At 76.4% G+C, this 14,153-nt stretch carries 4 protein-coding genes; all 4 read right to left on the bottom strand.

Annotated features, from left to right (window positions below; all coding sequences use genetic code 11):
* Window positions 1-256 precede the first annotated feature (256 nt).
* The 4 genes from V7E45_RS31635 to V7E45_RS31620 are packed head-to-tail and all read right to left on the bottom strand — an operon-like array spanning window position 257 to window position 14,080.
* Window positions 257-1,606, bottom strand: coding sequence for an MFS transporter (locus tag V7E45_RS31635; RefSeq protein WP_333777662.1), 1,350 nt, complete (start codon window positions 1,604-1,606; stop codon window positions 257-259).
* Window positions 1,603-2,571 (bottom strand): ornithine carbamoyltransferase, encoded by a 969-nt coding sequence (locus V7E45_RS31630; protein ID WP_333777661.1) that lies wholly within the window; start codon window positions 2,569-2,571, stop codon window positions 1,603-1,605. The genes V7E45_RS31635 and V7E45_RS31630 overlap by 4 nt, the downstream gene beginning before the upstream one ends.
* Window positions 2,572-2,576: 5 nt before the next feature.
* Complete coding sequence (locus V7E45_RS31625; RefSeq protein ID WP_333777660.1) at window positions 2,577-9,047, bottom strand: amino acid adenylation domain-containing protein; 6,471 nt, start codon at window positions 9,045-9,047, stop codon at window positions 2,577-2,579.
* Window positions 9,044-14,080, bottom strand: coding sequence for an amino acid adenylation domain-containing protein (locus V7E45_RS31620; RefSeq protein ID WP_333777659.1), 5,037 nt, complete (start codon window positions 14,078-14,080; stop codon window positions 9,044-9,046). Before V7E45_RS31620 ends, V7E45_RS31625 begins: the two co-directional genes overlap by 4 nt.
* Window positions 14,081-14,153 lie beyond the last annotated feature (73 nt).

Below are 14,153 nucleotides of genomic sequence, written 5' to 3'. Positions count from 1 at the left end.
CCCCCCCCCCCCCCCCCCCCCCCCCCCCCCCCCCCCCCCCCCCCCCCCCCCCGGGGCCGCGCCGATCAGGGTCGCCGCGGCGGCCGCGCCGGCCACACCGAGGGCGGCCCGCAGCGCGCCCCTGCGGTCCATCGTGTTGAGCGACATGGGTTCTCCTTACGAGGGGCGAAGCGTTTTCGTCGGCGAGGGCCGAAGGTTTCCTTGCTACGACTTTCCAGGTCCGCCCTATCGGCGGCCTATACCGGGAATCCGCAGGTCAGGCCGGGCTTTCGGACTCGGGGTAGGGGGCCTTGCGCAGACCGGGCGAGAGCAGGGCGCACAGGGCCGTGAGGGCCATGACGGCGCTGAGGGCCAGCACCGAGCGGACCGCCCCGGTGGCCTCCAGCAGGAAGCCGGCGGCGACCGGCCCGGCCGCCATGGCACCCGAACCGACCAGGTTGGCCAGTGAGTTGGCACGGCCGCGCATCCGGTCGGGGGCGGCCCGCACCAGCAGGACACCGCCCGCCACGTTGAAGACACCGCCGACGTAGCCGCTGGCCGCGAAGAGCGCGCCGAGCGGGACGGGGTGGTGCAGGGCGGCCGCGACCGGGGCCATCAGCGCCGTCCAGGCGAGCAGCCCGCCGAGGACGAGGGTGCGCAGCCGCAGCCGGCACTGCCACCAGCCGCCGGTGAGGGCGCCGACCAGTCCCCCGGCGCCGCTCAGCGAGAGCACCAGGCCGACCTCGAACTGGGTGCCGTGGTTGTCCTGGATGCCGGACATGACGGCCAGGTTGAGGCCCTGGAACAGCACGTTGGTGACGGCGACCACCGTCATCACGGCCCGCAGGAAGGGCTGCCGCCACATCCACACCAGGCCCTCGCGGATCTCGGTGCCGAGCCGGGCGGGCGGCGCGGCCCGCTGCTGCTGAAGCTTGCCCTTGATGCCGAAGAGGCAGAGCACGGAAGCCAGTTGGGCGACGGCGGCGGCCGCGTAGGGCAGCGCAGCGGCCAGTCCGACCAGCCCGCTGCCCAGCGGCTGCCCGGCGATGGCGGCGCCGCGGGTGCGGGCCTCGTTGCCGGTGAGCGCGGCCGGCAGCTGCTCGGCGGGGACCACGCTGGGTACCGCGGCCCGCTCGGCGAGCTGGTGCAGCACCCCGAGCGCGCCCTCGGCGAACGCGGCGACGAGCAGCGCCCACAGCCAGGTGCGCCCGGTGACCAGCAGCGCCACCACCAGTCCGGCGACGAGCGTCTGGCCGAGCCCGGCGGCCACCATGACCCGCCGCCGGTCCCAGCGGTCCACGAGGGCGCCGCCCGGCAGCTGCATCACGAGCTGGGGCAGCAGCAGGGCGGTGCCGACGAGCCCGGCGTCGCCGGGTGAACCGGTGGCCCACAGCACGGTCAGCGGGTAGGCGACGGCCGTCGCCCGGCCGGCCAGCAGGGACAGCCCGGCGCCGCCCCACAGCAGCCGGAAGTCCCGGTTGCGACGCAGCGGCAGGACCGCGGGCGCGGCCGGCCTCTCCTCGAGAACCGTCACGGTGTCCCGCCCTTCCGTCGCCCGCTCCTGTTCGGCCATGAGCCACGGCACCTCCGCCGGGTCGGCGGCGGTCCGCCGTGCCGTGCCGCTCATCGGACGGCCAGCGGCGCCGGTGCCGGGGCGTGGACGTGCTCCAGGACGGCCATGGCGCTGTGCATCTTGTTGGTGGCCTGGGCGAAGGCGATGCTCATCGGGCCGTCCAGGATCTCGGCGGTGACCTCCTCGCCGCGGTGCGCGGGCAGGTCGTGCATGAAGACGGCGCGCGGGCTGGTGCGCCACAGGTCCCGGTTGACCTGGAACGGGGCGAAGATCTCCCGCCAGTTGGCGTCCGGCTTGCTGGTGCCGGTGGTCTGCCAGCGGGTGGTGTAGACGACGTCGTACGACCCGTCGAGGGCCGCCATGTCGTGCCGTTCGGTGATCCGCGCGCCGGTGCGGGCGGCGGTGGCGCGGGCCCGCTCCAGGACACCGGCGGCGAGGCCGTAGCCGGGCGGGGTGCGCAGCTCGAGGTCGACGGCCGGGTACCGGGTGAGCGCGAGGGCGAGGGCGGCGGCGGTGTTGTTGCCCTCGCCGACGTACAGCACGCGCAGGCCCTCGACGCGGCCGAAGTGCCGCAGCAGCGTGGTCAGGTCGGTGAGCGCCTGGGTGGGGTGCTCCTCGGCGCTCATGGCGTTGACCACCGCCATGCGGCGCTGGCTCGCCCAGCCGCGCAGCTCGGCCTCCGGTCCCGCGGTGCGGGCGACCAGGACGTCGAGCATGCCGGAGAGCACCCGGCCGGTGTCCTCGGTGGTCTCCCCCGTGTTGAGCTGGAGGTCGCCGGGGCCGTAGGCGATGAGGGAGGCGCCGAGCCGCAGCGCCCCGGAGGAGAACGCGGTGCGGGTGCGGGTGGAGGTCTTGGCGAAGTAGACGCCGGCGACCAGGCCCTCCAGGGGCCGCGCCGGGCCGGCGATCCCGGCGGAGAACTCCGCGCCGCGCCGCACCACCTCGTGCAGTTCCGGATCGGTGAGGTCGTCGATGGAGACGAGGTGGCGCACGCGGCGCCCGTCCGTGCGGACGTCCATGGGGATCAGCCTTCCGTGTGCGGGTCGTCGGCGCGCCCGTCCAGCGCGGCGGCCGCCCGGGCGATGGTGTGGTGGCGCAGTGCCGTGTGCAGGTCCAGCGCGAGCCCGGCCCGCCGTGCGGCCACCAGCAGCGGCGGCACGAGCAGCGAGTCGCCGCCCAGGTCGCGGAAGTCGTCGTGGACGCCGACCTGTGCGAGGCCGAGCACCTCGGCCCACACGGCGGCGAGCCGGTGTTCGGTCGGCGTACGCGGCGGGGCGTAGGGGTGGACGGCGGCCGCGGTCGCGGCGCGCTCGGCGAGGGCGCCGCGGTCGCGCTTGCCGTGGGTGGTCAGGGGCAGTTCGGCGACGACGCTGACGGTGGCCGGGACGAGCGCGGCGGGCAGCACCGCGCGCAGCCGGTCGCGGAGCGCGGCGACCTCCACCGGCTGCCCGTCCGCGGGGACCACCCAGGCGGCCAGGCGCCGCCCGCCGTCGGCCGCGGGTACCGCGCTGACCAGCGCGTCCCGTACGGCCGGGTCGGCGGTGAGTGCCGCCTCCGCCTCGCCGGGCTCGACGCGGTGGCCGCGGATCTTGACCTGCTGGTCGGCGCGTCCGGCGAACTCCAGGGTGCCGTCGGCGAGCCGGCGCGCCAGGTCGCCGGTGCGGTACAGCCGGGTGCCGGGCAGGCCGTAGGGGTCGGGGACGAAGGCGAGGGCGGTGAGGCCGGGACGGCCGGTGTAGCCGCGGGCGAGTCCCTCGCCGCCGAGCCAGACCTCGCCGGTGACGCCGTCGGGCACGGGCCGCAGTGCGGCGTCGAGGACGCGGACCAGGACGCCGGGCAGCGCGGAGCCGAGCGGGACGAGCGTGCGCCCGGTCCTGGGCCGCACCCGGGTGAAGGTGGCGGCGACGGTGGCCTCGGTGGGCCCGTACTCGGCGGCGAGCTCCATGCCGCCGCCGGCGGCCGTGATCCGGGCGGCCACCCGCTCGGCCTGGGCGGTCGGGTAGGCGTCGCCCGCGCACACCGCGAGCGCCGCCAGGCCGGCCAGCTCGTGGTCGCTCAACTGGTGCTCCAGCAGGGCGAGATGGCCGGGGGTGAGGCCGATGAAGGCGTACGGTGCGCGGCTCAGCAGCAGCGGGCCGAAGTCGCCGGTCTCGTACAGCTGCGGCAGCACGTGCACCGGCTGTCCGGTCATCAGCGGCGCGTACAGCGCCGGCATCCCGAGGTCGAAGCCGACCGGGGTGAACCAGGGCGCTCCGCCGCCGTCGGCCGCGTACTCGCGCACGGCCCAGTCGAGGTAGTGGGCGAGCGCCCGGTGGGAGACCTCGACGCCCTTGGGTGTGCCGGTCGAGCCGGAGGTGTGCAGGACGTAGGCGAGCCGGTCCGGGTCGTGCCGCAGGCCGAGCGGCGAGCCGTCGCCGTCGTGGGCCGCCTCCTCGGCGAGCACCACCCCGGCGGCGACCGGCCGGTCCGCGTACGACGCCTGCGTGACCGCGAGTTCGACCCGCGCCGTGGCGATCCGCGCGTCGGGGGTGCACGGGTCGACCGGCACCTGCACGGCGCCCGCCTTCCACACCCCGAGCAGCGCGGCGACCAGGTCGGGGCCGCGGTCGAGGAGCACCGCGACCCGGGTCTCGGCGCGGGCGCCGAGGGCGCGCAGCCTGCGGGCGATGCGGTTGGCGCGGGCGTCGAGGTCGCCGTACGACACCGTGCAGCCGGTGCCGTTCAGGGCGGTCGCCCAGGGGGTGCGGGCGGCCTGTGCCTCGAAGGCGGCCAGGGTGTCCGTCGGAGTGTCGGGGTGCGGCAGCGCGGGCGCCTTGAGCCGGGCGCTTTCGTGGGCGTCCGGGAAGGCGCCGGTGCAGTCGCCGTCGGCGCCCGCGCGGGCCATCTCGGTGAGCACGGCCGCGTACAGCCGCAGCAGCCGGTCGGCGGCGGCGCGGGAGAGGGTGCCGGTGCGGGAGGCCAGCGACAGGTGGCCGCGCACGGGGGTGCCGACGACCACCGGGAACTCGTTGGGGCTGTCGTCCCGGCTGGCCATGATGTCGATCAGCTCGGTGTCGACCTGGTGGAAGTCCAGGTAGTGGAAGAGGATGTCGATCAGGTGCCGTTCGCCGCCGGGCACCCGCATCGCGGGCATCGGGAAGCGGCGGTGCGGCCACAGCTCGACCTCGTGCCCGAACACCTGCCGGGCCAGCTCGCCCCAGGTGCGGGCGCCCCGCTCGTAGGGGAACGGGACCGAGTTGAGGTACATGCCGGAGACCGTCTCGGCGCCGGCCTGCTCCGGCCGGGCGTCGGCGACCATGCCACCGCGGAAGGCGTGCGCCGGGGTGAGGAGCGAGAGCACCTTGCTGTGCGCGGCGTGCAGCACGCTCTTGTACGGCACCTCGGCGGCCGTGGCCAGGGCCCGCAGCCCCGGCTCCAGTCCGTCGAGCGGGAGGTCGAGGCGGTAGCGCTCGTCGGGCCCGTCGGGGTCGCCGGCCCAGCCCGCGGGCACGGTGAACTTCTCGTGTCCCTCGACGACCCGGCGCCAGTACTCCTGGTCGGCCGGGTCGGCCAGGGAGCGCAGCTCGGCGGCGATGAAGTCGGCGTAGCGGACGGCGGGCCGGGGCGGGGCGGGCGCGGGCTCGCGGCCGCGGCTCAGCTCGCGGTAGGCGCGCAGGAGTTCCATGAGCTGGGAGTGGTAGCTCCAGCCCTCGATGACGGGGTGGCACTCGGTGATGGACAGCCACCAGCTCTCGTCGTCCAGCAGGTGCACCGCCATCCGCATCAGCGGCCCCCGGGCGAGGTCGAACAGCTCGGCCCGGTCGCGGTCGGCGAACTCCCACAGGGCGCTCTGCCGGCGCTCGGCGGGCAGGTGCCGCAGGTCCTCGTGGACGACGGGCATGGTCGCCGCGGCGTGCACGAGCTGGAGCGGCTCGGAGTACCCGGCCAGCGCGAAGGAGGTGCGCATCACCTCGTGCCGCTCGGTGATCAGGTCGGTGGCGCGGCGGAAGGCGTCCGGATCGAAGGGCAGGTCGTCGCGGATCCGGAAGGAGGTGATGTTGTGGTAGCGGTTCTCGCCGCTGCCGCCGTGCATCTCGACGAGCATCCCGGCCTGGATGCGGGAGAGCGGGTAGGCGTCGGTGACGTCGTCGGGCAGCGCGGCCCGGTCGGCGGCGCCGATCAGCGCGAACGGCTCGACCGGCACGAAGGCGCCGGTGCCGGTGGCGCCGTCGCGCGGCACGGCGGCGCGCAGCCGGGCCACGGTGCGGTGCTCGAAGACATCCCGCACGGTGGTCTCCCAGCCGGCCGCGCGGAGCGCGCCGACCAGGGCGACCGCGCGCAGCGAGTCCCCGCCCAGGTCGAAGAAGTTGTCGTGCACGCCGACCGTGTCGAGGCCGAGCACCTCGGCCCACACGGCGGCCATCGCCCGCTCGTCGTCGTCCCGGGCCTCGACGTGCTCGCCGACGGCGGTCGCGGCCCGGCCCGGGGCGGGCAGCGCGCGCCGGTCGAGCTTGCCGTTGCCGGTCAGCGGCAGCGCCTCCAGGCGCAGGTAGGCGGTGGGCACCATGTACGGCGGCAGGGTCTCGCCGAGCCGGTCGCGCAGCGCGGCCGGAGTGAGCGCCTCCTCGTCGGCGCCCTCGGCGGGCACCAGGTAGGCGACGAGCTGCTGGTCGCCCGGGGTGTCCTCGCGGACCAGGGCGACGGCCTCGGCGACGGCGGGGTGCGCGGCGAGGGCGGTCTCGATCTCGCCGGGTTCGATGCGGTAGCCGCGCAGCTTGACCTGGTGGTCGACGCGGGCCAGGAAGTCGAGGTTGCCGTCGGGCAGCACCCGGGCCACGTCGCCGGTGCGGTAGAGGCGGGCGCCGGGCGGGCCGTAGGGGTCGGGCAGGAAGCGCTCGGCGGTGAGGCCGGGGCGGCCCGCGTAGCCGCGGGCGAGGCCGACGCCGCCGACCCACACCTCGCCGGGCACGCCGACGGGGAGCGGGCGCAGCCGGTCGTCGAGGACGTACATGGTGGTGTGCGGGATGGCGCGCCCGATGGAGACCAGTTCGGTGGCCACGGGCCCGTCGAGGAAGTACGCGGAGTTGCCGACGGTGATCTCGGTGGGCCCGTACTCGGCGGCGAGCCGGGTGCCGTGCGGTCCGGCCGCCGCGGCCCACCGCTCGGCGAGCCGGGCGGTGAAGGAGTCGCCGGCGGCGATGACGAGTCCGGCCAGCGCCCCGATCTGCTCGTCGGTGAGCTGCTGGGTGAGCAGGTGCAGGTGGCCGGGGGTGAGCTTGACGAAGGCGTACGGGCCGCCCGCCGCGAGCAGCGCGCCGAGGTCGGCGGTGTCGAGGTCCTGCGGCAGCAGGTGCACGGCCTGCCCGGTCATCAGGGGCGCGTACAGGTCGGGGACGCCGAGGTCGAAGGCGACCGAGGAGAACAGCGGCGCTCCCCCGGTGCCGGCGCTCGCGTAGGCCCGCACGGTCCAGCCGAGGTAGTTGGCCAGGCCCCGGTGGGTGATCTGCACGCCCTTGGGCCTGCCGGTGGAGCCGGAGGTGTAGATGACGTAGGCGAGCCGGTCGAGGTCGTGGGCGCGCGGCAGCGGGGCGTCGGCGGTCTCGATCGCGGCCCGTTCGGCGGCGTCGTCGACGACGATCCGGCGTACGCCCTGGAAGCGTTCGGCGTGCCGCGACTCGGTGACCACGAGCGTGGTGGCCGTCTGGTCGAGCATGTAGGCGATGCGGTGGTCCGGGTAGGCCGGGTCGATCGGCACGTAGGCCGCTCCGGCGCGCCAGATGCCGAGGAGCACGGCGACCAGGTCGGGGCCGCGGTCGAGCAGGACGCCGACGGTGCTCTCCTCTCCGGCGCCGAGCGTGGCCAGGCGGCGGGCGAACCGGTCGGCGCGGGCGTCGAGTTCGGCGTAGCTGACGGTGGTGTCCGCGTGCCGCAGGGCCACCGCGTCCGGGGTGGCGGCCATCTGCGCGGCGATGGTGTCGGGCACCTGGCGCAGTCCGGCCAGGTCCAGGGGCCGGTCGGTGCCCACGGGTTCGGCGGGGCCGTCCAGCAGCAGGGCGCGCTCGGTGGCGGAGAGCAGGTCCAGGTCGGCGACCGGGGTGCCGGGGGCGGCTGCGACGGCGGCGAGCAGCGCGGTGTAGTGGGCGGTGACGCGCTCGGCGGTGGCGCTGTCGAAGAGGGCGGTGGCGTACTCCAGGCTGCCGTGCAGGGAGCCGTCGGCGCGCTCGGTGAGGTGCAGGGTGAGGTCGAAGCGGGCGATGCGGCCGGCGGCGGGCACGGGTGAGGCGGTGACGCCGGGCAGCGCGGGGCCGTCGGCGCCGTCACCGCCCACCAGGTCGAACATCACCTGGAAGACCGGTGTGGTGGACAGGTCGCGCTGGGGCTCCAGTTCGTCGGCGATCCGGTCGAACGGGGTGTCCTGGTGGTCGAAGGCGTCCAGGACGGCGCCCCGGCTGTCGGCGAGGAACTCCCGGAACGGTGTGCCGGGCCGCCAGCTCGCCCGCATCGCGAGCGTGTTGTAGGCGTAGCCGGCCATGCGGCGCAGCTCGGGGCGGGTCCGGCCGCTGGAGGCGGTGCCGACGCAGACGTCGGTCTTCCCGGCGTACCGGCCGAGCAGCAGCTGCCAGGCGCCGAGCAGCGCCATGAAGGGGGTGGCGCCGGTCTCCTGCGCCAGAGCGCGTATCCGCCCGGCGACGTCCGCGGCCACGTCGAAGTCGGTGACGGCGCCGCCCCAGTCCCGGACGGCGGGCCGCGGCCGGTCGGTGGGCAGCCCGAGCGGGCCGGTCCCGGCCAGCCGGTCCCGCCACCACTGAAGGCCCGCGCGCCCGGCGGGCGCCTCGTGCCGTGCGGTGGTCCAGGCCGCGTAGTCGGCGTACTGGACGGGGAGTGCGGGCAGCAGTCCGTCGAGCTCACGGTCCTCGGCCGCGGCCGTGTAGTAGGCGGACAGGTCCTCCAGCAGCAGCGGCCGGGTCATCGCGTCGCAGGCGATGTGGTGGACCACGGCGACCAGCACGTGGTCGTCCGGTGCGAGCCGGAACAGCCGTACGCGCAGGGGGTGTTCGGTGGCGAGGTCGATGGGCCGGCCGGCCTCCGCCTCGGTGCGGGCGACGGCTTCGGCGTCGCGGTCCCGCGCCGGGTGGTCCTGGGCGTCCACCACGGCGAAGTCCGCGGGTCCGGCCGGGTCGACGACCTGGCGGGGTTCGGTGCCGTCGAGGACGTAGCGGGTGCGCAGGATCTCGTGGCGGGCGGCGAGGGCGTCGACGGCCCGGCGCAGCGCGTCCGGGTCGACGGCGCCGCGCAGCCGGTACGCCATGGGCAGCAGGTACTCGGGGCTGTCCGGGTCGAGCTGGTGCAGGAACCACAGCTGGCGCTGGCCGGACGACAGCACGAGCGGCCGGCTGCGGTCGGCGGGCGGGATCGCGGCCGGCTGCGGCCTGGCGGTGCCCCTGCGGGCGGCGAGCCGGCGGCGCAGCAGCTCGGCCCGCAGCTCGTCCTTGGTGGGCGCGGTGGGTGCGGTCACGGCTGGTACTCCCGGTGGGCGTGGGCCAGTTCGGCCTCGGTGAGCGATTCGATCTCGGCGCGTACGGCGTCCTCGACGGCGGTGGCGAGGCCCTGCACGGTGGGCCGCTCGAACACGGCCCGCAGCGGCAGCTCCACGTCGAACTCCTCGTGGATCCGGGCGATCACCCGGGCCGCCTTCACGGAGTTGCCGCCGATCCGGAAGAAGCCCTGGCGGGCGCCGACCCGGCGGGTGGTGCCGGGGCCGTACAGCTCCTCGGCCCAGATCTCGGCCAGTGCCTCCTCCACCGGGCCCTCGGGCGCGGTGTAGGGCTCGTCGGCGAGGGCGGCGGCCAGGTCCGGCACGGGCAGCGCGGCGGTGTCGACCTTGTTGTGGCGGGTGAGCGGCAGCCGCTCCAGGCGGACCAGCAGCGCGGGCAGCATGTAGTCGGGCAGCCGCACGGCGCAGTGGTCGAGCAGCTCGCTCTCGGCGGGGCCGCCGGTGCCCTCGGCGGGGGTGAAGTAGCCGACCAGCGCGGCCTCGGAGCCGCCGGTGTGGACGGTGACGTAGGCCTGGCCGACCGCGGGGTGCTCGGTGAGCACCGCCTGCACCTCGCCGGTCTCCACCCGGCGGCCGCGGATCTTGACCTGGCCGTCGGCGCGGCCGGCGAACTCCAGGGTGCCGTCGGGCCGCATCCGGGCCCGGTCGCCGGTGCGGTAGAGCCGGGCGCCCGGGGCGCCGTACGGGTCGGGCACGAACGCGGCGGCGGTCGGGGCGGGCCTGCCGTGGTAGCCGAGGGCGAGCCCGGTGCCGCCGACGCACAGTTCGCCGGTGACGCCGTACGGCACGGGCCGCAGCCGGTCGTCGAGGACGCGGGCGGTGACGTGCGGGTAGGGGTGGCCGACGGGCACCGCGGTGGCCGTGTCGTCGGCGTCCCAGCGGGTCGCGGCGATGGTGGTCTCGGTGAGCCCGTACTCGTTGATGAACCGCATCAGACGGCGGGACAGGTCGCGGGCGAGCACGGGCGGGCAGGGCTCGCCGCCGGTCTGGCCCACCACCGGGCGGTGGCCGAGGCCGGCGTCGATCAGCATCTGCCAGTGCGGCGGGGCCACCTGGAGGTGGCTGACCTCGTGCAGGTCCATCAGCCGCAGCTGCGCGGCGTGGTCGCGCTGCTCGGTCTCGCGGGCCAGCACGACCCGGCCGCCGGCCACCAGCGGCATGAACAGCTCGGTGCAGGAGATGTCGAAGGTGACCTGGGCGAGCGCCAGCCAGGCGTCGTCCGGCCCCTGCCCGAAGTCGAGGTGGGCCTGGGAGGCGCGCAGCATGGCGAGCAGCGAGCGGTGGGCGACGGCGACGCCCTTGGGACGGCCGGTGGAGCCCGAGGTGTACATCACGTAGGCGAGGCGGTCGGGGTCGTCGTGCGCCTGGGACGCGGGCGCGGGCCCGGCCGGGTCCTCGGCGAACCCGGTGGTCAGCACGGCACCGGAGAACCGGCCCGCCAGGCGCTGCGCGCCCGCGTCGTCGGTGACGACGGCCAGCGCGCCGGAGTCGGTCAGCACATGGGTGTTGCGCTCGACGGGCGCGGCCGGGTCCAGGGGCACGTAGGCGGCGCCCGCCTTCCAGACGCCCAGGAACGCGGCGAGCAGGTCGGGGCCGCGGCCGAGCTGGACGGCGACGACCGCGCCGGGTCCGGCGCCGAGGTCGCGCAGCCGGGCGGCGAACTGCCCGGCCCGGCGCTCCAGGCGCGCGTAACTCCAGCTCTCGTCGCCGCAGACCAGCGCGGTGTCGTCCGGTGCCCGGCGGGCGACGGCCGCGATCGCGGCGTGCACGGTGGTGTCCTCGGGGGTGCCGGCGTCGGTGCCGGTGCCGGGTTCGGGCCTGCCCAGGCCGCTCGCCAGCAGTCCGGCGCGCAGCACCGGGGGCAGGATGTCGGCCTCTTCCAGGCACCGGGCCGGGTCGTCGGTGACCGACTCCAGCAGCCGGACCCAGCAGGCGGTCAGGCGCTCGACGGTGGCCGCGTCGAACAGCGCGGTGGCGTACTCGGCGAGGCCGAGCAGGGAGCCGTCGGCCCGGCGCTGGAGCACCAGGGTGAGGTCGGTGCGGGCGGTGCGCCAGGCGCCGCGGAAGGCGTCCGCGTCGGCGGCGCCGACCGCGGTGCCGGTGCGGCCCTCCTCGTGCACGTCGAACATCACCTGGTACAGCGGCGTGCGGGCCGGGTCGCGGGTGTCGTCCAGTTCCTCCACCAGCCGGTCGAAGGGCAGTTCCTGGTGGGCGAACGCCTCGCGGGCGGTGTCCCGGACCCGGACCAGCGCGTCCCGGAACGGCGTGCCGGGGCCCGCGTCGCAGCGCAGCACCAGCGTGTTGAGGAAGTAGCCCGCCACGTCGGCGACCTCGGCGCCGGAGCGGCCGGCGACGGGCACCCCGACCGGGATGTCCCAGCTTCCGGTGAACCGGGCGACCAGCGCGGCGAAGGCGGTGAGCAGCGTCTGCTGGAGGGTGGCCCCGCAGCTGCGGCCCAGGGCGGCGGCCCGTTCGGCGAGCGGGGCGGGCACGGTGAACACGTGGGCGGCACCGGCCGCGTCGCGGGTGGCGGGGCGGGGCCGGTCGGCGGGCAGCTCGACCGGCACGACGCCGTCCAGCTTCCGCTTCCAGTAGTCCAGTTCGCTCGCCACGAACGCGTCGGTGAGGCGGCGGCGCCGGTGCGCGGCGTGGTCGGCGTACTGCACGGGCAGCTCGGGCAGCCGGGCGTCGGTGCCGGTGTGGGCGGCCTCGGCGAGCGCTCTGAGGTCGCGTTCGAGGACCACGGAGGTCCAGCCGTCGCAGGCGATGTGGTGGATGCTCAGGACGAGCGTGAGGGTGTCCCGGCCGCGGACCGCGAGGGCCCGGCGCACCGGCCCGTACGCCAGGTCGAAGGGGAGCGTGAACTCCTCGGCGACCAGGGCGTTCAGTTCCCCGGCGGTGTCGGCGCACGCGGTGCGCAGCTCCCACTCGGCGGGCAGGTCGGCGATCTGCACCGGCTCGGCACCCCGGAGGGCGTAGCGGGTGCGCAGGATCTCGTGCCGCTGGGCGAGCGCGGTCAGGGCGGCGCGCAGGGTGGCGTCGTCGTAGACGGCGGGCAGCGTCAGGAAGACCGGCGCGTTCCACTCGGCGCTGCCCGGGCGCAGCCGGTCCAGCAGCCACATGCCCTGCTGGCCCGGGGACAGGGGCAGCCCGCCCGGGTCGCGCGGCACCGGGCCCACGGGCTCGTCGGCGGCCGGCGCGGTGTCCGCGGCGCGTGCGGTGAGCAGCTCCGCCTGCTGCTCGACGGTGGTCGCGGTGAGCAGGGCCGTCGCCGGGACGGTGCGGCCCGCGGCCTGGGACAGGCCGGCGGCCAGCTTGTTGAGCATCAGCGAGGAGCCGCCGAGCTGGAAGAAGTCGTGCAGGGCGCCGATCTCGTCGGCCGGGGTGCCGGTGAGCCGCGCCCACTCCTCGGCCACCGCGCGCTCGGCCGGGGTGCGCACCGGCAGGTGGGCGGTGTCGGCGGAGGCGTCGGCGGGGTCGGGCAGCGCGGACCGGTCGATCTTGCCGTTGGGGGTGAGCGGGAACTCGGTGACCGGGACGTAGGCGGTCGGCACCAGCGGGTCGGGCAGCGCGCCGCGCAGGAAGGCGCGCAGCTCCTGCGGGCGCAGCGCCTCGCCTCGGGACTGCACCCAGGCGACCAGCCGGTACCCGCCGGTGCCGTCCGGTACGGCGGCGGCGACGGCGGCCCGCACCCAGGGGTGGGCGGCGAGCGCGGCCTCCACCTCGCCGGGCTCGATGCGCACACCGTTGACCTTGACCTGGTGGTCGAGGCGGCCGAGGTACTCCAGGGTGCCGTCGGCCCGCCAGCGCACCCGGTCGCCGGTGCGGTAGAGGCGCTCGCCGGGGCGGTGCGGGTCGGGTACGAAGCGCTCGGCGCTCTGGCCGGGGCGGCCCAGGTAGCCGAGGGCGAGCCCGACGCCTCCCGCGTGCAGTTCGCCGGGGACGCCGACCGGGGCCGGGCGGCCCGCCGTGTCCAGCACGACCACCCGCATGTTTCCGATGGGGCGCCCGATCGGCACCGCGCCGGTGTCCTGGGCGGGGTCCCAGCGGTGCTCGGTGATGTCGACGGACGCCTCGGTGGGTCCGTAGGTGTTCCAGATCTCGGCGCCGGGGGCGCGCTCGGCGAGCGCCCGGCACAGTTCGGCGTGCAGCGGCTCGCCCGCGCTGAACAGCAGGCGCAGACCGCCGGCCCGCTCCCAGCCCGGCTCCTCGACGAGCCGCCGGTACAGCGAGGGCACGCCCTGGAGGACGGTCACACCCCGGTCGGCGGCGGTGCGCAGCAGGGCCGCCGGGTCACGCTCGGCGCCCTCGGGGGCCGGCACGACCGCGCCGCCCGAGATCAGCGGGGCGAACAGTTCGAGTCCGGCCGCGTCGAAGCCGACGGTGGTCTTGAACAGCATCCGGTCGCCGGCGCCGAGCCGGTGGCGGTGGGCCAGCCAGCGCACCCGGTTGGCGATGCCGCCGTGCGGCACCAGGACGCCCTTGGGGCGGCCGGTGGAGCCGGAGGTGTGCAGGACGTAGGCGGGGCGGTCGCCGTCGGCGGCGAACTCGACCTTCTCGTACGGCGCTTCGCGGTCCACTGACTCGACGGTGATGCGGTGCCGGGCGGTGCCGGGCAGCCGGTCCTCGGTGGCCCGCTCGGTGAGCACCACGGGGTGCGCGGTGTCCTCCAGCACGGCCTCCAGGCGGGCCGCCGGGTGCTGCGGGTCCAGCGGCACGTACGCGCCGCCCGCCTGCCACACCCCGAGGAACGCGGCGACCAGCTCGGGCCCGCGCCGCAGGCACACCCCGACGAAGTCGCCGGGCCGCACCCCGGCCGCGCGCAGCCGGGCGGCGATGCGCCCGGCCAGCTCGGCCAGTTCGGCGTAACGGACGGCGCTTCCGTCGGCGCGCAGCAGGGCGGGCGCGTCCGGGGTGCGCCCGGCCTGGGCCGTGAACAGCGCGGGGAGCAGCAGACGGCCGGGGACGCGTCCCGACTTCGCAGGCTCGTTCACGATCTCTCCTCCATCGGGATCTTCCGGATCGGCGGTCGGTTGGGGGGCCGGGCACCCGGGGTGGCTTCGGGGG

Origin of the sequence: Streptomyces sp. IBSBF 3136 (assembly GCF_036815105.1) — a bacterium.
In the GTDB taxonomy this organism is placed as follows: Bacteria; Actinomycetota; Actinomycetes; order Streptomycetales; family Streptomycetaceae; genus Streptomyces.
Note: the sequence above shows the minus strand (reverse complement) of the source record. Positions and strands in the feature narration are given on the sequence as shown.